A 20,976-nucleotide genomic window follows, 5' to 3' on the forward strand; every position below is an offset into this window, starting at 1 on the left:
CCCCCGTCCCTCCCCCATCCTCCACGCTGGCGACTACGCCGCATGGTACAAACACGCAACCGGCGACTGGATCTACGACTTCGCCGGCGGTCAGATCACCAGCCGCCGCACCGGACGCCTCGTCCCCTTCCGCGTAACCCCCGACGGCTACCTCGAAGCAAGCGTCATCATCAAAGGCATCCGCATCCATATCCGCAAACACCGTGCCATCTGGATCGCCGCCCACGGCATCCTCGCCCTCCCCATCGACTACGCCCTGGAAATCGACCACATCAACCACAACCGGACGGACTGCCGTCTGGAAAACCTCCGGCTCGTCCGGCCTGAAGTAAACCGCCGCAACCGCCCGGGCCTGCTCAGCGACGACACCGTCAGAACCATCCGCAGACGATACCGCGAAGAAATCATCAGCATGGCCGAACTCGCCCGCGAATTCGGCCTCTGCCGCAAAACCATCTCCCGCATCATCCACCACAAAACCTACCGGAGCATCCCCGATGAATAACTACCGCGAAACAACCTACACCTGCCCCGACTGCGGAACCGCCTTCACCATTCCCGAAATCGGCGACGACCTCCCCGCAGTCGTCCCCGTTCTCTGCTGCCCCCGCTGCCGCTTGCCCGCCTACCGCACCAGCACAGACGAACAGTACACCCTCCAGACCTACTGCCGCTACCGCGACCAGACCCGGGACATCATCGCCCGCCGGAACACCGAACAGGAGGCCGGACCATGAACCTCACCCCGGAAACCCTCATCGCCGAACTCAGCGAAACCCACCCCTGCCCCTCCGCAGATGCGGACGCCTACGCAGCCGCATACTGGCATCAGGAGATGCAGTATCTCCTCACCGAAGCAGCCGCCCATCTCACCAACCGGCACCGCGAACTCCTCGACCTCATCCGAACAGAAAACCTCCGGTCCGCGGAGTACCGGCTCGAAACTCCCGTCATCCCCATCCGGCACGTCGACCTCCCCCGGCTTCGGCAGGACCTCCCCGCCGTATTCGATGCTATCGTCTACCTCAAAGCAACCGACGCCGAACGGCTTCTCAGCCGCCGCAGACTCTACGAGTCTGCGGTGGCTGTCGCGGGCATCGACCGCGTCCGCCCGCTCGAACACGTCAACCTCGGCGACCTCGCCAAAGTACTCCCCGCAGATGAATTCAGCCGGTTTGTGCTCGTCACCCCAAAACCTCTCCCGGCCAGAATCGTCCGCATCACGGAGGATGCATGAACCCCGAACTCGCCGACCGGGCGGTTCTTGCGGCGTATGTGGATGCAGGACTCTCCATCCGCAAAATTGCAAAACGGACCGGCTGTTCCAAATCCGCAGTTGCCTGTGCCCTCCGGCAGCATGGCCTCTCCCGCAGACGGGTCCGCGTACCCGACGAAATGAAAAAGAAACTGAGGATGTAACGCATCCCCTGTTTTTTTCCTTTCGCATGTTAGTCTGTGTTCAACACGATTATGATTGGAAAGTTCCTAAAAAATAAATGGAAATCTCAGGGTAACAATGATATTTTCCATATCCAATGATAAGGATATGAAGTAATTTGAAAAACGTGTTTCATTGTTAGTTAACGAAGATCGAAAAACCGCATCGGAGTGTGTTAAGAAAGTACTATAAGTGATTATATTATGATTGTATTGCTGAAACTCCTCCTATTTTCCCTAATAATACTAGCATTCTGCGTATTGAGCTGGCGCATTCTTTCGGGGAGAAAAAAACCTCACGAATCAAAAACCCCGCTTCCCAATTGGTGGCTGGGGTCGAGAGTGGTAATTTTCAATGGAGTCTGCGCATTTACCGCGCTGATACTGTTCCTCCTCGTGTATCCAAACGAACTGTTGCCTCTAACTCCACTGCTGATATTTCCAGCTTACATAATGACATATCTCACCGTAGAATGGGGAATAGACCTGATTATTGAACATTGGAGAAATCATGAAATTTAAACAAGTATTTGTATTATGTATGGTTTTCCTGCTTCTTTCCTCGATGGCTTACCCAAGTCTGGCAGTAGAGGCAGAAAAATCAGCAGAACAGTCTCTATCTTGCTGGTCAACACACGCCGAAATATGGGCGTCATACAATTAGTGGAGGTACAAAACATCTTATCGTCATCTTCTGTTGGTACTGGAAGGTTATCCGCTCAGATGTTGAGCAGTATACGTCCTTTGACGAATATGATTGGATGCCGGACTATGCGCCATCACACTCTGTCATGGAAAAATCATTCTAGAAGAGTTCTCAAAACTGAAGTGAATAACCGTGAATCGCATGCAGTCTGCATGCCTTCACCGGTTTTTTCAAGGGCGTCAGTCTGTGTTCGGCGGGATGAGTAGTATTCTCTGATGGCAGATAATCATGAGTCAAAAATTAAGTTTTCTATCACCAAGCCCACGATTATTGGTTCGATTGTGGGGTATGTTATTTTACTTCTTCTGAATATTGACTGGTTGGTAATGAATGAGCTAATAATTGAAATCCTTATTGGGATGATATTTAGTATTGTGCTATATTATGCGATAACATGTAACGAAACTTAATGAAGTTCAACGCAAAAAACCGGAACAGACACGAACGAATCTATTGGAAATTTTCCACTGAAAAGGTGAAACAGATACTGAGGATGTAACCACTTCCTCTTTTTTCAGTCGAGCAGTTCCCAGTGTCCGGTTTTGTCCGATCCGACCCTGCGGAGAACTCGGTGTTTTTTCAGGGAGGAGAGGGCACGGGTGACGGTTGCCCGGGAGAAGCCGGTTTGTACGGTAATGTCCATGATGGTGCTTCGCGGGTTGCGTTGTACAACATCCAAAACCGCACGTTCCTTCCCCGAAAGCAGATCGTCCGCAAACCCTGGCTCATTTACAGTATCATTTACAGTGTCATTTACAGTATCATATCGCACACCCGAAACCGCATTTTTCAACGCAGATTCAATCGTTTCGAGCATAAACTCCACAAATGCGGTATCGTTTCCGTGTTTTCCTGCGTCGCCGAGTGCGGCGTAGTACTGTTCCTGGTGTTGTTCGATGAGGGATTCGATGGGAAGCCAGGCGAAAAGGGACTTCCAGCGGCTGAGGAGAAGGGTCTGCCACATTCTGCCCATGCGTCCGTTGCCGTCCACAAACGGGTGAATGAACTCAAACTCCGCATGAAACACACAGCTGATGATCAGTGGGTGAACGTCTGCTGTTTTGCACCAGGTAAGGAGGTCGGCGATCTGGGTGGGTACGAGTGGGGCTGGAGGCGCCATGTGTACCAGAGTTGTTCCGGCAAAAACCCCGACACCGCCGCTGCGGAACATGCCGGCCTCGGCCACGAGGCCGGCCATGAGAATACGATGGGCACGGAGAAGATCTTCCACGGAGTAGGGATCAAGCAGCAGGAGCTGCTTGTATGCTTCGTAGGCGTTCTGAACTTCGCGGATTTCATCCGGGGGACCGAGAACACGTTTTCCCGCAATGATATTCGTTACCTGTGCAAGGGTCAGCGTATTATTTTCAATCGCAAGCGAGGAGTGAATAGTGCGGATACGATTGTTGCGCCGCAGATGAGGATTTTTTGTGAAACTGCCGGTTGCGTTCAGTTTTCCCACGAGTTCACTAATGGCGGCGATACGGTTGACCATCAGACTGGTGAGAGTAAATGGCGGTACATACGGCACGGCAGGCATGATCCTCTCTCTTTTAATAGGGGAGCTGAAGATAAGATGATTTCGTATCCGGAACTCCGGCGTACTGCTATTTGTTCACGTATACACTTCTCTTCTCCTGCGGGGAGTTCGGGTAAAACCTCTACCGGCAGGAACTCTCCGGATTTATTGATCGGATTTCTCGTACTGGTAGATCAATGCAACAGGGAAAGGCTTTGTTCCTGTGCCGTTGCGTTCATACGTTGTGAAAGGTGTTGACCAGCAGACAGATGCTCTGCAACCTTATGTATCGGACTTCAGTTTCTCCTCGTCCAGCATATCCAGTTTCGCTGCCGACTGGATCATATCGATCGGTACAGCAACCATGTTTACCGCCGTATTCATATAATCCAGTACCACGGCAATCACAATCGCAAAAGCCATGGCATCCAGGGAAATTCCCAGCTGGGCGAACACAATCGGATAATTGATCAGATTTCCGCACGGAACCGGGACACCCGCCACCGAAACGAGAAACACGACAATTACCGCAATAATCAACCAGGACAAGGAGATAGGCACGCCGAAATGTGCTGCCATAAACAGACTCACGCAGAAATATTCTGTAGCAATACCGGCTCGAGAAAATGCCGTGCCAAGTGGTACGCCAAACTCTGCCAGTTTTTTTGAAATCCCGCACTGGTCGCGGCACACACTCATATTTGTTGGAAATGTGGCGGCGGAAGATGCGGTTGTTACGGAAATCAGAAATGACGGCAAAAGTTTTCGGATCAGTGTCAGAGGGGAGAGTTTTCTGGCGATTGAAACTTCGGCTCCCATGATTAGCAGATGAATCAGATGACATACCAGAATAACGGCAAACAGGATGCCAAGTTGTCCGAAATCCTGATCGGTCAGCATGAGCCGGAACATACTCAGGAAGATAAATACCGGCAGGAACAGGATGATTTTTTCCATTACCTGTTGTATCAGATAATCCGTCTGTTCCAGAAGGGTGATGACTGCAGGAATTGATTTGTGGATCAGCAGAATCACAAACCCGAACAGTACTGCGAGAAAGATGATCTGGAGCGGATGCCGTTCCGTGAAGGGGGTAAACAGGCTTGAGGGGATGATCGAGAGAAGCAGATCAAAAATGGACTGAAACTCTCCTCCTCCCTGAATTCCGCTCCCGAGGGAGAGAGGGATAAACGGCAGGCAGACAACCAGCGCGATTCCGAGCGCAAGGAATATTCGCCGGAGATACCGGGTAAGTACGGTGGTGCCGATGGCGCGAAATGTTTCGATGTTGCCAAATCCGGCAAGACTTGCAACAAGGGAGAGGAAGATCATCGGCAGGGCGATCGCGATCAGAATTTCGAGAAATGTGTCAAACAGTGGTGTGAGGATGACACTCCGGAGTTCGAGGGCGGTTTCGACGGGGAGCCCGTACCGGCAGATCAGTCCGACAGATATGCCGGCAATGGCAGCGCAGAGGAGCGGTACGTAGGATGCGTGTTTTTTTCGTGCCTGCCGGAGTGTCAGGCGGTTTTCTCCGTTGTGATACTGGTAGGATGCGGTGAGGGAGGCGTTTCTGAAGAGGGTTTTGCCTGAGGTTTCCTCTGATTCTACTGTGATGAGGGGATTGGTTTTTCTGCCGGATATGGCGAAGGTGATCTGCGGCTGCCGCAGATGTCTGCTGATTTGGCAGGTGAGGGGATGTTCTTCTCCGATCAGGGTATTCCAGGTTTGCAGTACTGCTTTGACGGCGATATCCAGTTTTTCTTCCGGTATTATGGCGGTTTTTCCGGTGTTCAGGGTTTGGAGGATAGTTCGGCGAAGTTCGACAGGGTCGGCGGGAATGGTGTGCCGGGGAGATGCCGGGGAGTGTTTGTTCAGCAGGAGGATGAGTACCAACAGGGACAGACCGCAGACGATCGCGAGAAGAGTGTGTTTCAGGAAGGGGTCTTCCCGGAGTCCCGGGTGGAACAGGAGTATGCCGGCGGCAATCAGTCCGGAGAGGAGCAAGAGTGATAGCGGGAGATGTCGGTTCATGTGTTCAGCTCTATGCCTGTAACGCTGCGGGTTGCGTTACAGATCAGCCTAAGTACTATTGTTGGACAATGAATGAAGATGTTGAACACAGAGTGACATCCGGGGATGTTACAATCTGTAACAGCAACTTTTGCCTCTGTTACAATTTGTAACAGGTGCTGTCTTTCCTGTTACAATCTGTAACATATATCCCTTCCGACCGCCGAAAGAAAGTACAATCATGCCCTCCAAAGTCATCCGCCTGGATGAGGACGCGATCGCCCTCTGTCTGAAATACGGAAAAACGGTGAGCGAAGGTATCCGTGCGATGGATGCCCGGATTACCGCACAGCAGAATACGGAGAAGCCGTTTGATCCGAAAGCTCTTGAGATGATGATCCGCAGTTGTATCCGTGACGAGCTGGAAGTACTGTCTCGGGGGTACTGATGCAGTTTCGCGGCTGGATTGAGGAAGGGGGACGGGTTCTTGCACCGTCCGAGGTTGCGGAACTCACTCCCGAACGGCTCTGCTGCTGCGGGGGTGAGTTTGTTCTTGCAACCGATCGGTTTACTGCCCGCGATCGGTACGGTATCATGCCGGGACCAATCCCGCCGGGGGTAATCCGTTCTTCCGGAAGGGAGTGGCGGATTGTGCCGGATGTGCCGGACCTTTCTCTTGAAGACGCAATCCGGGAGGCGGTTCGTCTCCGGTGCGACGACCGAAGCACAGCTTCGGTCGTCACTCTTTCCGGCGGGGTGGATTCAACGCTCATTGCAGTTCTTGCGGATCTTCCCTGTATTGCGGTGGGGTTTGCCGGTTCGCAGGATCTCTGCGCTGCTACGGATGCAGCTGACCGGCTTGGTCTTTCGCTTACGGTCGGTGAGATCACGGATGAGGATCTGGAAGAGGCGCTGCCCCGGGTGCGTGCGGCACTGCCCGCTGCGTCCCGGATGGATCTGGAGCTTGCGCTGACCGGTTATTTCATTGGGAAAACAGCTGCGGCCTGCGGGGCGGAGAAGGTTCTGACCGGCCAGGCGGCGGATGAGCTGTTCGGCGGCTACGCCCGGTACGGCAGGAGTGTGCATCTCCGGGCAGATCTGGATGCGGATTTTGCGGGGCTGGCGGTACAGCGGGTCCGCGATGCCACCGCTGCCGGGCTTTCCGGTGTGTGGTACTCGATGCCCTATATGGATGAACGGGTGGTTCGGGCGTCGCGGAATCTTGCGGATGCGGAACTTGTCGCCAGTGATCTGCGCAAAATTGCGCTTCGGAAAGTTGCAGCGAAGTATCTTCCGGAGGATCTGGCGTGGAAGCCGAAAAAAGCGATGCAGTACGGCAGCGGGATGACGGCGGCGCTGCGGAGGATGGAGAAGAGGATGCGGGAGTTTGTTTGAGTTACTTCCCGTACAAATGTACCCGCACCCGTTCCGCAAGCGACTTTTCCCGCCGTTTGAGAACCGTCAGATCCACTTCGCCTTCATGATACGAGGAGAAGAGAAAGAACAGAAAGTCGCTCGTCAGATCCATAGACTGGGCTTTGAACCGGACTTCAACGGTGGTGTCTCCGGCAAACCCCTTAATCGAGAACCAGTCGGGTTTGGTGAACGAATAAAATCCTTCGCCGAGATTCGGCATCGCTTCAACACTGCCGAAGTTGCCCAAATACCGGAAAAATTCCGCGGTTACCGGTTCGCTGAGCTGATACTCCTTCATGAACGAGCCGTCCGCACAGTATTTATGCTGAATGGATCGCAGTATTCGCATTTTCCGCTATCTCCCGGAGTGCGTGGATGGTGGTCTGACATTCTTCGTCGGTGGTGAAACTGGAGAGACTCAGGCGGATGCATCCTTCGCCGCCGTCGATTGTTTTGTGTACGAGCGGGGCGCAGTGGAGGCCGGTTCGCACTAATATATTATAGGCCCGGGCGAGGATGAATCCTGCTGAGTCATTGTCCAGTCCCTGGATGTTGAGGGCGATTACGGGGAGGTCGGGGGTTTTGTTGTAGATGGTGATGGTTTCTTCGTCGGCGAGGCCGGAGATGATGGCAGCTGTCCGGCGTCCGGTTTGTTCGGCGAGGGTGGAGATTCCCTGCTGGTCCAGATATGCAATGCCTGCGGCGAGTGCGGCAAGGCCGGGGTAATTGTGTGTTCCTGTTTCAAACCGGTCCGGCATTTCCCGGGGCTGGAAGAGGGAGATGGAGTTGGTTCCGGTTCCGCCGAATCGTACGGGTTCGATTGTTTCGGGGTCCCGCAGGTAGAATCCTCCGGTGCCGGGGATGCCGAGGAGGCCTTTGTGGCCGGTAAAGACGAAGGCGTCGACCGGCAGATCTGGCAGTGTTATGGGTATGTGGCCTGCGGTCTGGGCGCCGTCCACGATGAAGTAGATGCCGTGATCGTGCAGAATTTCACCGATTGCCCGGATGTTTTGTACGGAACCAAGTACGTTACTTGCGTGAGTCATTACCATGAGTTTTGTGTCGGGCTGTATGGCGGCCTCGACGGTTTCGGGCGTGACGTAGGCGTTGGTGAAGGGGAGGATGCCGAGCCGGATGCGGCCGGTTCGCTGGTATTCGTGGAGGGGACGAAGGACGGAGTTGTGGTCAAGGGCGGTGGTGAGGACGTGGGGGGTGTCGGTGCGGTCGGCAAGAAATCCCGATATGAGTATGTTTAACGAGTCGGTTGCGTTGTGGGTGAAGCTGAGGTGGTCGGGTTCCGGGACGCCGAGGAGACGGGCGAGGCGTTCGCGGGCGAGCAGGATGTAGTCTTCTCCCTGGGTTCCGGTCGTCCGACCGGAGCCGAACGGCGGGAGGGCAAGAGCGGCGGCGACCGCTTCGGTGACTTCGGGGGGTTTGGGCCAGCTGGTGGCGGCGTTGTTGAGGTAGATGAGGGAGGGTGCGGGAGGCATTTTTCTCGGGAGAGTATCGGCTATGCAGATCGATAAGGGTTTCGTCCCCGGGTCGCATCCGGTCAGACATCAGACGATGTTTGAACTTTTGGAGAAAGCCGGACAAACGCCAACCCTCATGTATCTGCGCAACCCATATAGTAGCAGTATGACGCACGGAGCCTCCGTCAAAAATATGATGAGTTTAATGGCATCCCGCATTGATGCCATCGCCCAGATGATCGCAAGCGGCGAGATTGATGCATTCCTCGCAGCAATCCTGGATGCAAAACGCATCTACGTGATGGGTGCGGGACGTTCCGGTCTTGTTGCCAAGTCCTTTGCCATGCGGCTGATGCATATGGGCATGACCTCCTATGTGGTCGGGGAGACGATCACGCCCGCAATCGGTGAAGGCGATCTGATCGTTGCCTTCTCCGGTTCGGGTAACACAAAGACCATCGGGGATATTGCCGAGACGGCAAAAGGCCTCGGCGTCAAAGTTGCGCTGATCTCGTCAAACCCTGACTCCCGCATCGGAAAGATTGCCGACTACATCATCCGGATTGAGACGCAGCGTGACCCTGTCAGCTGTGATGCCCACGAGTATGAAATCCGCCAGATGCTGGGCGAGCACCGTTCGTTTGCACCGCTCGGCACCATCTTTGAGACGACGTCCCTTATCTTCGGTGATGCGGTCATCTCCACCTTAATGGATATGACCAAGACCGAAGAGAGCGACCTGAAGCGCCGCCACACTAACATTGAGTAACATGACACAGTTTGCAAAACGTGTTCAGGCCATTGACATCTCAGGCATCCGAAAGATGTTTGAGGGAGCCGGACCGGACGCGATCAATATGGGCCTCGGCCAGCCGGACTTTGACACGCCGGAGAACATCAAGGCCGCAGCCGTTGCAGCCCTCGCCGCAGGAAAAACGGGCTACACCAACAACGCCGGAATCGATGAACTGCGGGAAGCGGTCGCGGCGAAACTTTCCCGCGAAAACAACGTTCCCTGCGAAGCGAAGAATGTGATCATCACCGCCGGAGGGTCCGGAGCGCTGAACATTGCGATTCAGTCCCTGATTGAGGACGGAGAAAAGGTTGTCTTCAATGATCCGGGATTCGTCTCCTACGGAGCACTGACAACGCTTGCGGGAGGAATGCCCTGCCCGGTCCGGCTCGGGTCTGATCTGCATCTGGATGTTGAGGCACTCAAAGAGCAGTTCTCGGATCCGAAGACGAAAGTCTTCGTCCTGAACAATCCGGCAAACCCGACCGGTATGGTTGAGTCGCCGGAGACGGTCCGAGCAGTTGTTGAGTCCGCCGCGGATTCAGGGGTGACCGTTATCAGTGATGAGGTGTACGAGAAGTTCTGCTACGGTGACGCGAAGTTCGTGAGTGCGGCTGTCTTCGGCGACAACGTGATTACGATTAATGCAACGAGCAAAACGTATGCGATGACCGGATGGCGGATTGGATTCCTTGCGGCGAGTGAGGAGATCATTCACGAAGTGGTCAAAGTCCAGCAGTACACGCTCGCCTGCCCGACCTCGATTGCCCAGTATGCAGCGCTTGCGGCGTACACAGGGCCGCAGGACTCGGTTGCGGCGATGAAGGCGGAGTACGAGGAACGCCGCGATCTGCTGATCGCCGGACTTTCGGCGATGGGAATCCCGGTGAACCGCCCGGACGGTGCGTTTTATGCGTTCCCGCAGATCCCTGCGGATACGGTTCAGAAAATCGTGGATGCGGGCGTTATCATCACGCCCGGCACTGCCTTCGGCAGTGCGGGCGCGGGTTACGCCCGTATGAGTTACGCAACCTCACAGGAAAATATCAAGGAAGCTCTTGCCCGGATGGCAAAAGTTGTCAGGTGAATTAGTATGGAACTAACAGAAATCAGTGCATTATTACAGAAGCTTTCCAATGCCCACGGCATTTCCGGCTTTGAGTCGCCGGTCGCAAAGATCATCAGAGAAGAGGTCGCTCCCTATGTGGATGAGATAAAGACCGATAAGATGGGAAATCTTGTTGCGGTAAAGAAGGGCGATGATTTTTCGATCATGCTTGCAGCCCACATGGATGAGATCGGCCTGATGGTCCAGTACGTGGATGAGCACGGATTTATCCGGTTTATTGCGGTCGGCGGCTGGTTCAATCCTGTTCTGGTTTCCCAGCGGGTTCTTCTGCACGGCGAAATGGGCATTGTTCCGGGAGTTCTCGGTATGAAACCCCCGCACGTGATGAGCGACGAGGATCGCAAGAAACCGGTAAGTCTTGCGGATATGTTCATCGATGTCGGGGCGACGAGTCCCGAAGAGGTGGAAGCGCTCGGTATTACGATCGGAACTCCGATTACGATCGATCGGGAGTTTGTGCCGCTTGCGGGAACCTGTGTTACCGGCAAGGCGTTTGACAACCGTGCGGGCTGTGCGATGCTGATCGGTGCTCTCCGCGAGATGCAGACGAAACATACGGTGTATGCGGTATTCACGGTGCAGGAGGAGGTCGGGCTGAAGGGTGCAAAGACGAGTTCGTTTGCGCTGAACCCGGATGTGGCGATTGCAACTGACGTGACGATCCCCGGAGATTCTCCGGGGATTGAACGCCGCAAGGCGCCGGTTTTTATGGGCAAGGGTCCTGTGGTGGTGGCGGTGTCCGCTTCAGGCCGCGGTCATATTGCGGATCCGCGTATCGTTTCCTGGCTGACGAAGACGGCGAAGAAGTTCGATATTCCGGTACAGGTGGAGATCGGCGACGGCGGGAATACGGATGCGTCTGCGATCAACTTTGAACGCGGCGGTATTCCCAGCGTCCCGGTCTCGGTTCCGGCACGGTATATTCACTCGCCGGTCGAGGTTATCGATCTGAAAGATTTGCAGGCAGGAATCTCCCTGCTTGCAAAAGCTGTCGGCACGAAACCGAAGCTGAACTAATTTTTTTCTTTTTTGGCAGGAACGGAATCTGATCCGATTTTCGTGATCCGTCAAACGAACTCCCTGAAAAGCAAACCCCGGTCCTCTTCACATCAGATGCTTCATGAAGAACGGGACAGGTATATTTTCAGCACAAACAATTATCTGTTCTTTTGTCGTAATATGTGTATCATGGAAAATTGTTGGGATGGAACAGGTACTGTTGAAACACCTTATTTGATTCAGTCGGCGGAAGATCTGCTGAAATTTGCAGAAGCGGTAAACTCCGGCATCTCGTATGCGGGAACTCATTTTCTCCTGACCGCGGATTTGGATCTTGACGGGACTGCCTGGCAGCCGATCGGGGATCATGACCGGGAGTTTTCGTTCTCCGGCAGGTTTGACGGCGGAGGACATACAATTCGCGGAGTATCCGTATCCACCGAGAAAACGGACTGCGGATTCTTCGGCCAGGTGACTGGTGTTTCCCGTACCGAGCGGGCTGAAGTTGCCAATCTTACCGTGTCCGGTACCATCCGCGGGAAAAAAGTGGTTGGCGGGATTGTCGGATTTCTGCGGGGGGCAGATGTATTCGGTTGTGCCTTTTCGGGTACGGTTACGGGAGACACAGTTGTCGGAGGGATAGTCGGGGCTGTGATTGGCGGGATAGTGAGCAGATGCCGGGTGCAGGGGGATATTTCAGGAAGATATGCCGGCGGTATCGGGGGACAGGGAAAGTACAGTACGATATCCAACAGTTATTTTCTGGGGAATGTGGCAACCCCGCAAACGTATGCCGGAGGCATTGGCGGAAACCTGACCGGTATGACGCTTGAGTACTGCTATGCAGCAGGAACTGTTTCCGGAGATAATTATGTTGGCGGGATTGCCGGGTTTACGGAACAGGGACGCTGGAAAGGCATCCTGTCCCTGATGCAGTCAGTGAGCTGTCCGTATCCGATGTGCGGCAGAATTGCCGGGATGATTCGCCGAGTAACGACACTGGGCTGTCTGGCGTGGATGGGGATGAAAAATCCGGAAGGGAGGTTTGCACAGTACGTTACGAATAATGGCGGGGACATTTCCTATTACCTGTTGTGGAACGGGTTTGAAAAGAAAGTGGGACCCTGGAAGGGATGGGATCCGGCGATATGGAAGATCGATCCGGCATTTTCGTCCTACCGGCTTCCGGTACTGACGTGGCAGAAGCAGGAACCGGAAGGGGACTTTTCCTATCTTGCAGTGGATCTCCATAAGATGGACGCGAAAAAAACTCTGTGACCTGGGTTTTTTTGGCAGTGCCGCAATCCAAACCCTTACCATTTTCCAGCAACAACTATTTTTCTATGGCAAAGTATCAGTGCATGACCTGCGGGTATATGTATGACGAAGAAAAGGGTGCAGCCCCCGAAATTTTGGCAGGAACACCGTTTGACAAAATTCCTGACACCTGGGTCTGTCCTATGTGCGGCGCATCGAAAAAATTCTTTGTAAAAAGAGGATAAAATTCTCTTTACTCTTTTACAGCAGCATCCAGAAGATCAGGATGCGCAGCAGTTTCAGCAGCAGAAGACAGAGACCGAACAACCCGGCTCCGAGGATCGAAAAAAGGAGATCACACCCCTTTCCGATACAGATGGTAAGAGTAGGCGAACGGGATTCCCGCGACAAGGATCATGATGATCACCAGTACCGGCAGGAACCAGATCGCGGGAAGAAATGCACAGAGAAGCAGCAGTACGCCTCCACCTATCCAGAGATATCCTGCCAGATGATGGGTTCTGTTCCAGTTTTCCTCGCTGTTGAGCGTCCAGGGAAGGCGGATGCCCACTGTGTAACTCTGTTTTGACTTCGGCAGATAGTTTCCAATTGCAATCAGCATCACCCCAATCAGTAGGGGAACGATGACCTGAATCGGAATTTCTGCGCCCATGCTGGCAAACAGCGTGACCGGCACAAGGATCAGGGTCAGTACCGGGATAAACCATTTGGCAAGAAGTACCAGGGTTTTCGAAGCGTTTTCAATCTTCGGGTCAGTCCGGAGACCAAACTGCAGAAACAGGTTTAAGCCGCACATCAGAAGCGGGATGCCGAAAACACCGAGGGCTTTCGGGGCGTAGCCGTCCGGTTCGCCCGCGCCATTCCAGTGAATTATCAGCTGGTCGGGCAGTTGATCCCAGAGTAGAATGCCGGGAATGATCGGCAGCAGGCAGACGATTGAGGTGGCGAGGGCAGTAGCATTGTTTGGTTTCATTTGGGTTGTTCCTCCCGGAACTGAGCGAACCAGCACATCACCTCTTCGAAGACGGATATGTTGAGTTCGTAGTAGATGAAATTTTTTTCTTTGTGTTCCCGTACGAGGTCGGCTTTCTTTAGCTGTGCAAGATGGTAGGAGATGGTGGCGTTCGTCATCGCAAAGTGGCCGGCAATTTCTCCTGCGGAGAGTCTGCCGCCTTTGAGCATAACGAGAATCTCCCGCCGCACGGGATCGGCGAGGGCTTTGAAGGTTTCCGGAAATCCCATTCCTCACCCATATATTCTGTTGTCCGATCTATTTAGATGTTTTTCTAAATAGATTGCGGGGAGGTACCTGGCTGAAATGCGAGTCGTCTTTCTTGTTGTTCGTACGAAACATATGAAGTGTTGGACTGTACAGATTTTTCCGAAAAATACGCGAAATTTTTTCGCGTCCATGGGTCTACTGCCCGGAATCTGCGGTCTTTTTTTGTTCGGCAACTATTTTCCTGCATGCGTCTGCTGCTTCATCTGTGAGACGGTAGGAGTTGCGGGAGCCGTCAGATACGATCATGATCAGGCCGTCTTCAAGGAATCGCCGGAGATACCAGTCGATATCATTTGGCGTAAGATGGAGGAGTTCTGCGAGTTCCTGTTTGGTGCAGCCGGAATGGTTCCAAAGGGCAACAACTGCTAATTTTTCTTTCTCCCGCGAAAAAACGGAGTACATCAACTTCTCAGTGTCAGTGTAGAGTTTTCCCCCAGCAAAGTAATGTAAATGTCCCTGATAATCGGTCGCAGAGATCATGTCTTTCTTTTTCATATTCCTGAGATAGTAGCGGAGCGTACTGCGGTGTATGCCGAGATTGTCGGCAATCATTTGCAGGGAGTAACCGGGATATTCTTTGATGAAGGTGAGAATCTGTTCCGGTCTGTTGCCTTCCTGCCAACTCTCCCAGCTGTCTTTGCGGCGGTAGAGTACGATGAAGGTAAGGCCGAGCGCGGAGATGAAGAGCGTGGTGAGGTGTGCGGTGATGGGCGGAATGTAGGCCATGGGTTCAGTTATAAGTTGCCGGAGAATTTCCTTTGGCGGCAGCTCCCATAGTTCGACGGTTTTGATCTCAGTGCCGTCATAAATGGGAACAATCTCTTCATCAACTATCTCAAATTCATATTTGTTGTGTTCCAGACTAACGGTGGGATTATCCGGATCATGATTGAAACCGTAAATTTCTCCCCCTTCTGCAAAAAAGAGTACAACTGCTGCACTGAACAAAACAAGTATCACGAGTAAGACAATACCGATCTCATGCAGCAGTTCTCTTTCCATACTTAGTAACTATTAATGATCAAGGTATATGATTGTGTTCCTGAAACTCGCGCACCAGTCACATCAAATATCCAAAGTCGATTGAGATCCGCAGCGGCTAAAGACGTTCTGAGAGATATCTTTCCATCCGTTCTTCCATCAATTTCATCCTGCATTTTGATAGGGTCACTGTTCGGAGGGTAAATGTACAAATCCAGATCACTTCCGGATGATGTCCGATCCCAGGTAAGTGAGACTTCAAGTTTCTGGCCGCTTACCGGCGTGTAGGTATGGCGATTTGTTTCTCCCTGAGAAATAGTATCGGTTATCGGAGGGGCACGTGACGGACCTGTAATCTGTTCAGCCGTTAAAATCTCAAAGGATACCTGCTGGTCAGCAACAGCGGCATTTGCTGAGCCGACAAAGGCAAGCAGAATTATTGCCGCAATCAGTATCTTTATCAGATGCTTCATGAACAATAGTTTTCACGTGATTTGTTATAAGATCATTGACCAAAGTGTCATACCCCTATTTTTTTGATGATCGTTTTTGTTCCATGCTTGCTGCGAAAATTGGGGGTGATGACACTCTGGTCAGTGAAATTATATAGTATTGACAAAAAAGAATATTCTATGAGATGATTATATGCATCAAAAAATCCCGTATATCTTCCTTGCGATAGGAATTGTTCTTGTCTTATCAACCACTGGCTGTGTTCAACTGGATGAACCGAGCGATGCTTTCCTTCTCATGGAGTTCTCGGATCAGGGAAACATTCAGGTGGAGAACATCACCTCCTATGCAGTATCCGAAGCACATCGACTTGGCGTCAACTTCCCGGAAACAGAGCGGATGGTATGAGATCAACTGGAATGCACTCCATCTCTCCATTGGGCGGGCATACGATCTGACTGACGACGAAATCAGTCGGTATATAAGTGCCGCCACCTCCAAAAAAAACCTACGGTATGCATAATCTCCCGCTCCCGAACGGCATCTACAAAGATGTCCTCGATCCTGAACACACAGCAGCAACCTGAAAAAATCCAACAATATTTTTTCAAAACGAGAGTTTGACCAATTTCTTTGTCGTCCCTGCTGAAAACCATCCTCTATTCTATTTTGTTCATTGTCCGACACCAGATAGTCAGGGGGTATGACACTTTGGTCAATGTATTCATAAGAGATGTTCACTCAAGTTTAGATTGTAATCCTGTGTCTGATTTCATCACTCACTTTGATGTGACAGATTAGAGCAGGTTTGCAGTGAGATGCTTTGAAAATGAAACATAGACTAAAAAATAAATTTTGGATTCTGCCCATGACAGTAATCCTGTTGCTTTCGGTGGTGTTCATCCTGCCTGTAAGTGCTGAATCGTCTGGAACATCTGACTCACTGATTTTCAGTGTTTCTGGAAAAACGAACGTGGTTGATCCACAAACAGCTACAATGCGAAATTCTGGCTCTGTCATTGACTATGGGCCGCTGCACATTCCTAAAATTGTTATTGCATCATCTGACGCTATGAAAGCCTCAGGAACAAGAGCAGCAAATACAGAAATTTATGATCTGGTTACTTTTAACAGTCTGATACCTGTTCGTTCAGATACTGTGACTATGCCGATCACTTTGTACGGTCAAACATATACCATCAATCTGAAAAAGTCCAACTATGATGATCTTGGAGCTGATGGTCGTGATTCTTACCAAGGTACAATTTCAGGAATGTCTGACTCTGTCGTTCTGTTTACCGTGACAGACCAAAACCTCTTGTATGGTACGGTGAGGTTTGGAAATCAGAGTATCGTAATTTATCCTGTTCAAAACAGAGAATACACTGCCCGAACAGTAATGCCATTGCATGTTGTTTATTCTGAAAAAGATCTTTTGCAACCCTCTGAGCCTGTTCCATTTTGTGGTAATACTGATAATATGACATCGCCCCCACTTATTACTGCCAATTCCGAATTGAGCGCAACTAGAGGAGGAGAATACGATTGGGCATATGTTGATCTACTTATCGTTACCGACAAAAATTTTTATGATTTAGAGGCAGATTGGATAGCATGTGCCAAGGATTATCTTAGTGAAGCAAATTACCAATTTCAGAGACCAGATATCAAGGTTGTTCTCAGGGGATCATATTTAGTATCTGTCCAGTCCATGATAGAGATGAGTAATGATCCTCGGTCGGTTACTGATCCTTACCAATTGGTTATGGATAAGTTTCCGAAAGAATATCTTATCATGGCACAAAAAGATGTTTGTGTCTATTTAGGCGGAAAAGATGCGAGTCCGACATCACCTGGATATGAGTATGCTCAAGGAATGGGTGCTAACAGACACACCTGGTCACAAATGGTTGAAGATAATTCTCCAGGTATGTATGATGGTAATCGTCATTCCCGAGTTTATAATTTTATTCATGAAATCGGGCATACATTACATGCGTATCACGAATTGGCGTATGAGTGGTGGGATCTTGTACCCCCATTTAGGCATATAACTGTCATGTGTGGTATGTATATCGGTGATTCAATTCAGTGGGATTTCTCGTCATCTGTCCCTGAATACAATGGAGATGCAACACATGATAACGCGTTTGTAATCCGCGTTTACAAACATGAGGTTGCCGCTCTGGCATGAAAAACAATTTTTGTAAGATACATACATATCTTACAAACCATTTACTAATCAACCATCATAGAATTAAAAATAGTGACTCTGAACTATCATGAAAAAGAAAATTCTTATCTGTATTGGTATTCTTATCTTTGTTGTATTCGCTACTGTTATCGGAGGTTTCACTCTTGCATATGCGGATGCGGGGATTAGAGTTCAGTCTCTCAGCCACATTCCAGGGAGTAATTCCATCATTGTATCTGTTACCGATGATGATCTTGCCCGCTATCCAGCATTGCAGAATTCTCTGGAAACATCTGAGTCAATCATTGTCACTGAAAATCCATTTACTCGTATGAAATATGGTAAGCGATGTGTAAATAAATCGGAGGCAATACGTATTGAAAATGAATTTGGAGAAATGTATCGAGAAAACGGATCCATTGTATCAAAATCACGCTATCTCAAATGGGACGATGCGTACTATCGGGTTTATCCTGTCTACTCATGAATAATTCCGCTCATGTCCAGAGCGAAACCGCACTTATCGAAAAGCTGGAGCAGTTCACCGAAGAGGATCCCATGTGCTACGTCGCCACATCAGTTGGTTACCAAAAGTACTGGGATACCGGAACCGTCATAACCATGAAGTACCAGACACCCGTGAACATTACTTGGGTTATTACTATAGAGGGACTGAGCCCGGAGATTCATCATATCAATGTCAAGCAGATCACCGCTGCACTCTCCCATGATCGCGAATCTTACTCCGCAAACTGGCTCCTCGTCTATCCGGATCAGAAAACTCCTTTTCAGTATCCACTGGAAATCCCTCGCGAGCAGGCAAATGAACTGCTGGACATGATCGGAGTGAATCCGATTCCAGAGTCATCGTGACCAGTTCTTCGGGACATCCGGTATCCATTTTTTTTGTAAAACGTGTCAGCAGTTGGTGGAAACGCATCTCTCACACTTTGGTCAATCTCTTTATCATCCTTCGTGGAAAAAATAGCATAAAGATAACCATGTCCCACAGCACTCCTGAGGAACTGTTTTAAAAAAAGAGCGGGAAAGCCCCGCCGGTCAGACCATCTGTTCAGGCGAGCCCTGCATGTACTCGCGGCAGACGGTTGTCGCGTAATGGCCGGGCGGGAGGACGAACCGGAGTGTGACGTCCGTTCCCGAGATTTCAGAGGCAACCTCCGTCCGGAGCACAATCTTCCGGTGAGCTCCATCAAAGTTCGTGCCGGTAAACGCGGACGCATCCGCAAAACTCTGCATCGAAACACTATCCTTCTCCATCAGGGCAAACATTTCCTTTTCCATAGGCCCCGGCGTTACGGGAAGCGTTGCACCCGGCATCCATGCGGCGACCGCACACCGCCCGCGTTTCATGTGCTGGCGGGCGGTGGGAAGGTTCTTTTCGGTGACGGTATCGATACGGTCGTTGGTGAAGATGAGATGCTCCCCTTCTGCTGCGTCCGCAAGCGGAACTCCCGCGGCACAGCGGGCGGAAAGCGCCATGTTAAAGAGCCAGGACTGGTATGCCGAGACGAACATTGAGAGAAGTTTCGGCGGCATTGCCTGAAGTGCCGCCCCGTACTCTCCGGGATGTTTTGCAAGGGAGTCGAGCATGATGCGTTCGTAGGAGAGTTTTGCCGGCAGGTCGTGCAGAGCGGCTTTGGCGTCGCCGGTCTCGGCGAACGCCGTCCGGGCGGCTTTGACCTCGTCGGATTCGTGGGGGAAGGCGTCGCCGACATAGATCTTCACGGCGTCCTCATACTCGCCGCGAAGAATGTGGAGGCCGACGCGGTGGGTGACCGGTTTTAATGCGCCGAACCGCTGGATTCCGTAATAGTTGGGGATGCCGGAGGAGAGAATGTCGGCGGTGATTGCAGCTGTCCGTTCGGCGAGTCCTTCGGATTCGCAGTTGCGCAGGGTGATTGCAAACCGGTTTCCTTCGAGGCTGCCGAGGCCGAGATTGAACTGGTGGTGCGTGACCGGTTCGAGGACGATGTCTTTGAGGGAGACTTTTGCCAGGTCGTCTTCGGTGATGTCGTAGAGGGAGATGTACTGGGTTGTTACGGCATTGCGGTCCTTGGTTCCTCCCCATCCGAGCCGTTTTGGGCTGATGGCGAGCCGTTTTGCGATCTCCCGCATGGCGTGCTGGTGTTCCCAGGAGGTTTTGGTGAGCTTTGCGATGAGGTACGGGCCGGTTCCGGTAAAGGTGACCGGCAGTTCTTCGACGATGAAGTCCTGCGGTGTACTGCGGAGAACGCCGCCGATTCCCTGTGTGTCGGTTGCGTAGTAGTTCATTCCGAGGGATTGTTCGAGGGGATGGGTGGAGGGTTTCATGGTTCAGAGGAGCGGGAGGTTTCCGGTGACTTTGTCGATGAGTTCGGCTTTGGCAGGACCGATACCAAGGGCGGTGACGGTTCCGGGCGGGATTTCGGTGTAGCCGGCGTCGATGATTAAGGAGACGGGGAGTCCCTGGATTTCTGCGGTCGCTTTGAGTTCGTAGAGTGCACGTTCGCCCTGGGCTTTGAGGGCAACCTTTTTCTGGCCTTCCCGCATCCAGGCTTTTTTGTCGAGGAGTGAGGCTTTTTCAAAGGCGCCAATAGAGGCATGGGCTGCCTGGGCGCACATTTTGCCGCAGCTGAGTTTGAGGTCGGTTCGCAGGATGAGGCATTGTTTGTATTTGAAGACGTCTTCGCCGCCGGTCATGTGTGGGGAATGTATTGGGCGGGAGGGAGGATAAAGAGCACGGGAGGGATGGAGGTACACGCAGCCTATTACACTTTGGTCAATTTCTTTATCATGTACGAGGAACATAGTATCTTTCAACCGAGGTTTACTCAGATACTGTATCAAAAATGCTCATGCCGGTCAGGTTGAGAGAGTATTTACTCCATAGATCTGTCCGGCATGAGGAGATTAACTATGAAAAAAACGCGAAAAATCTGGCGTATTGGCAAGACAGCAGTCGTCGCTTATTGGGAAGAAGCACCATCTTCTGGTGGTAGTATCCAGGCTAAGGATACTACGTATCAACATGAAGTACTCCATTTATTCGGGGCTCTTGATGAATATCAGGGATCCAATTCTGCATACCTTGATTACAGCTATCGTGCTGTGAGTCCAATGAATCGATGGTATAAAAACACGAATTTTCATACGATCAATGAACAGCATGATCACAACAGTGTAATGTGTAATCACAGACACTCCGGTGCTATCAGCAACTCAACAAGAAAATTTATTGGTTGGGGAGATCACGATGGAAACGGTGCAATCGATCTGTTTGATCCTTTTGATCAAAATAATTGAG

Annotated in this window: 27 protein-coding genes; 17 read left to right on the top strand and 10 right to left on the bottom strand. The window is 51.5% G+C overall.

Features of this window, described 5'->3' with window-relative positions; genetic code table 11:
• The 5 genes from O0S10_RS07020 to O0S10_RS07040 form a co-directional block, all read left to right on the top strand.
• A partial coding sequence (locus tag O0S10_RS07020; RefSeq protein ID WP_268925175.1) for an HNH endonuclease occupies positions 1-505 on the top strand: 505 nt, incomplete at its 5' end.
• Positions 498-737: a hypothetical protein gene (locus tag O0S10_RS07025; protein WP_268925176.1), complete on the top strand. Its 240-nt coding sequence runs from the start codon at positions 498-500 to the stop codon at positions 735-737. The genes O0S10_RS07020 and O0S10_RS07025, both read left to right, overlap by 8 nt.
• Entirely contained in the window at positions 734-1,237 is a 504-nt protein-coding gene (locus O0S10_RS07030; protein ID WP_268925177.1) for a hypothetical protein, read from the top strand. The genes O0S10_RS07025 and O0S10_RS07030 overlap by 4 nt, the downstream gene beginning before the upstream one ends.
• A complete protein-coding gene (locus tag O0S10_RS07035) occupies positions 1,234-1,419 on the top strand; it encodes a helix-turn-helix domain-containing protein (protein ID WP_268925178.1) in 186 nt (61 codons plus the stop codon). The genes O0S10_RS07030 and O0S10_RS07035 overlap by 4 nt, the downstream gene beginning before the upstream one ends.
• Before the next feature lie 222 nt (positions 1,420-1,641).
• A complete protein-coding gene (locus O0S10_RS07040) occupies positions 1,642-1,959 on the top strand; it encodes a hypothetical protein (protein WP_268925179.1) in 318 nt (105 codons plus the stop codon).
• Between the two features lie 698 nt (positions 1,960-2,657).
• Here O0S10_RS07040 and O0S10_RS07045 read toward each other — a convergent pair.
• Both O0S10_RS07045 and O0S10_RS07050 read right to left on the bottom strand, forming a co-directional pair.
• Positions 2,658-3,683, bottom strand: a complete 1,026-nt coding sequence (locus O0S10_RS07045) for a Fic family protein (RefSeq protein ID WP_277612752.1) — start codon at positions 3,681-3,683, stop codon at positions 2,658-2,660.
• 261 nt (positions 3,684-3,944) lie between these two features.
• Positions 3,945-5,696 (bottom strand): dicarboxylate/amino acid:cation symporter, encoded by a 1,752-nt coding sequence (locus O0S10_RS07050; RefSeq protein WP_268925180.1) that lies wholly within the window; start codon positions 5,694-5,696, stop codon positions 3,945-3,947.
• A gap of 220 nt (positions 5,697-5,916) precedes the next feature.
• Here O0S10_RS07050 and O0S10_RS07055 point away from each other — a divergent pair, with 220 nt between their 5' ends.
• Entirely contained in the window at positions 5,917-6,123 is a 207-nt protein-coding gene (locus O0S10_RS07055; RefSeq protein WP_268925181.1) for a hypothetical protein, read from the top strand.
• Positions 6,123-7,070: an asparagine synthase C-terminal domain-containing protein gene (locus O0S10_RS07060; protein ID WP_268925182.1), complete on the top strand. Its 948-nt coding sequence runs from the start codon at positions 6,123-6,125 to the stop codon at positions 7,068-7,070. Before O0S10_RS07055 ends, O0S10_RS07060 begins: the two co-directional genes overlap by 1 nt.
• Position 7,071: 1 nt before the next feature.
• Here O0S10_RS07060 and O0S10_RS07065 read toward each other — a convergent pair whose 3' ends face one another.
• Together O0S10_RS07065 and O0S10_RS07070 are read right to left on the bottom strand one after the other, a co-directional pair.
• Positions 7,072-7,440 (bottom strand): hypothetical protein, encoded by a 369-nt coding sequence (locus O0S10_RS07065; protein WP_268925183.1) that lies wholly within the window; start codon positions 7,438-7,440, stop codon positions 7,072-7,074.
• Positions 7,412-8,581 (bottom strand): aminotransferase class V-fold PLP-dependent enzyme, encoded by a 1,170-nt coding sequence (locus tag O0S10_RS07070; protein ID WP_268925184.1) that lies wholly within the window; start codon positions 8,579-8,581, stop codon positions 7,412-7,414. Before O0S10_RS07070 ends, O0S10_RS07065 begins: the two co-directional genes overlap by 29 nt.
• A 148-nt stretch (positions 8,582-8,729) precedes the next feature.
• On the opposite strand from O0S10_RS07070, the gene hxlB reads away from it, so the two are divergent.
• The 5 genes from hxlB to O0S10_RS07095 all read left to right on the top strand — a co-directional run bounded on the left by hxlB (position 8,730) and on the right by O0S10_RS07095 (position 12,986).
• Positions 8,730-9,332, top strand: a complete 603-nt coding sequence (gene hxlB, locus O0S10_RS07075) for a 6-phospho-3-hexuloisomerase (protein ID WP_268925235.1) — start codon at positions 8,730-8,732, stop codon at positions 9,330-9,332.
• Position 9,333: 1 nt separating this feature from the next.
• Positions 9,334-10,443: a pyridoxal phosphate-dependent aminotransferase gene (locus O0S10_RS07080; RefSeq protein WP_268925185.1), complete on the top strand. Its 1,110-nt coding sequence runs from the start codon at positions 9,334-9,336 to the stop codon at positions 10,441-10,443.
• A 6-nt stretch (positions 10,444-10,449) separates the two neighbouring features.
• Entirely contained in the window at positions 10,450-11,502 is a 1,053-nt protein-coding gene (locus O0S10_RS07085; RefSeq protein WP_268925186.1) for a M42 family metallopeptidase, read from the top strand.
• Between the two features lie 171 nt (positions 11,503-11,673).
• On the top strand, positions 11,674-12,762 hold the full coding sequence (locus O0S10_RS07090) for a hypothetical protein (protein WP_268925187.1): 1,089 nt from the start codon (positions 11,674-11,676) through the stop codon (positions 12,760-12,762).
• A gap of 65 nt (positions 12,763-12,827) precedes the next feature.
• Positions 12,828-12,986: a rubredoxin gene (locus tag O0S10_RS07095; RefSeq protein WP_268925188.1), complete on the top strand. Its 159-nt coding sequence runs from the start codon at positions 12,828-12,830 to the stop codon at positions 12,984-12,986.
• A 110-nt stretch (positions 12,987-13,096) separates the two neighbouring features.
• On the opposite strand, the gene O0S10_RS07100 is transcribed toward O0S10_RS07095, so the two are convergent.
• The 4 genes from O0S10_RS07100 to O0S10_RS07115 all read right to left on the bottom strand — a co-directional run bounded on the left by O0S10_RS07100 (position 13,097) and on the right by O0S10_RS07115 (position 15,498).
• A complete protein-coding gene (locus O0S10_RS07100; RefSeq protein WP_268925189.1) occupies positions 13,097-13,735 on the bottom strand; it encodes an SdpI family protein in 639 nt (212 codons plus the stop codon).
• Positions 13,732-14,004, bottom strand: a complete 273-nt coding sequence (locus O0S10_RS07105; protein ID WP_268925190.1) for an autorepressor SdpR family transcription factor — start codon at positions 14,002-14,004, stop codon at positions 13,732-13,734. Before O0S10_RS07105 ends, O0S10_RS07100 begins: the two co-directional genes overlap by 4 nt.
• A gap of 175 nt (positions 14,005-14,179) precedes the next feature.
• Positions 14,180-15,046: a winged helix-turn-helix transcriptional regulator gene (locus O0S10_RS07110; RefSeq protein WP_268925191.1), complete on the bottom strand. Its 867-nt coding sequence runs from the start codon at positions 15,044-15,046 to the stop codon at positions 14,180-14,182.
• A gap of 2 nt (positions 15,047-15,048) precedes the next feature.
• Positions 15,049-15,498: a hypothetical protein gene (locus O0S10_RS07115; protein ID WP_268925192.1), complete on the bottom strand. Its 450-nt coding sequence runs from the start codon at positions 15,496-15,498 to the stop codon at positions 15,049-15,051.
• A 172-nt stretch (positions 15,499-15,670) separates the two neighbouring features.
• Between O0S10_RS07115 and O0S10_RS07120 the strand changes: the two genes are divergently transcribed.
• From O0S10_RS07120 to O0S10_RS07135, 4 genes are all read left to right on the top strand, one after another.
• On the top strand, positions 15,671-15,886 hold the full coding sequence (locus O0S10_RS07120; protein WP_268925193.1) for a hypothetical protein: 216 nt from the start codon (positions 15,671-15,673) through the stop codon (positions 15,884-15,886).
• Between the two features lie 421 nt (positions 15,887-16,307).
• Complete coding sequence (locus O0S10_RS07125) at positions 16,308-17,672, top strand: zinc metalloprotease (RefSeq protein WP_268925194.1); 1,365 nt, start codon at positions 16,308-16,310, stop codon at positions 17,670-17,672.
• An 88-nt stretch (positions 17,673-17,760) separates the two neighbouring features.
• On the top strand, positions 17,761-18,159 hold the full coding sequence (locus tag O0S10_RS07130) for a hypothetical protein (protein ID WP_268925195.1): 399 nt from the start codon (positions 17,761-17,763) through the stop codon (positions 18,157-18,159).
• Positions 18,156-18,545, top strand: coding sequence for a hypothetical protein (locus O0S10_RS07135; protein WP_268925196.1), 390 nt, complete (start codon positions 18,156-18,158; stop codon positions 18,543-18,545). Before O0S10_RS07130 ends, O0S10_RS07135 begins: the two co-directional genes overlap by 4 nt.
• 186 nt (positions 18,546-18,731) lie before the next feature.
• Here the strand turns inward: O0S10_RS07135 and truD are convergent, their stop codons facing one another.
• Both truD and pth2 read right to left on the bottom strand, forming a co-directional pair.
• A complete protein-coding gene (gene truD / locus O0S10_RS07140; protein WP_268925197.1) occupies positions 18,732-20,003 on the bottom strand; it encodes a tRNA pseudouridine(13) synthase TruD in 1,272 nt (423 codons plus the stop codon).
• Positions 20,004-20,006: 3 nt separating this feature from the next.
• The gene (pth2, locus tag O0S10_RS07145; RefSeq protein ID WP_268925198.1) at positions 20,007-20,372 is read right to left on the bottom strand and encodes a peptidyl-tRNA hydrolase Pth2; all 366 of its coding nucleotides are present in this window, start codon (positions 20,370-20,372) and stop codon (positions 20,007-20,009) included.
• Positions 20,373-20,588: 216 nt separating this feature from the next.
• On the opposite strand from pth2, the gene O0S10_RS07150 reads away from it, so the two are divergent.
• Positions 20,589-20,975: a hypothetical protein gene (locus tag O0S10_RS07150; protein ID WP_268925199.1), complete on the top strand. Its 387-nt coding sequence runs from the start codon at positions 20,589-20,591 to the stop codon at positions 20,973-20,975.
• Position 20,976: the final 1 nt, after the last annotated feature.

The organism is Methanocorpusculum petauri (assembly GCF_026891975.1).
Taxonomy (GTDB): Archaea; Halobacteriota; Methanomicrobia; order Methanomicrobiales; family Methanocorpusculaceae; genus Methanocorpusculum; species Methanocorpusculum petauri.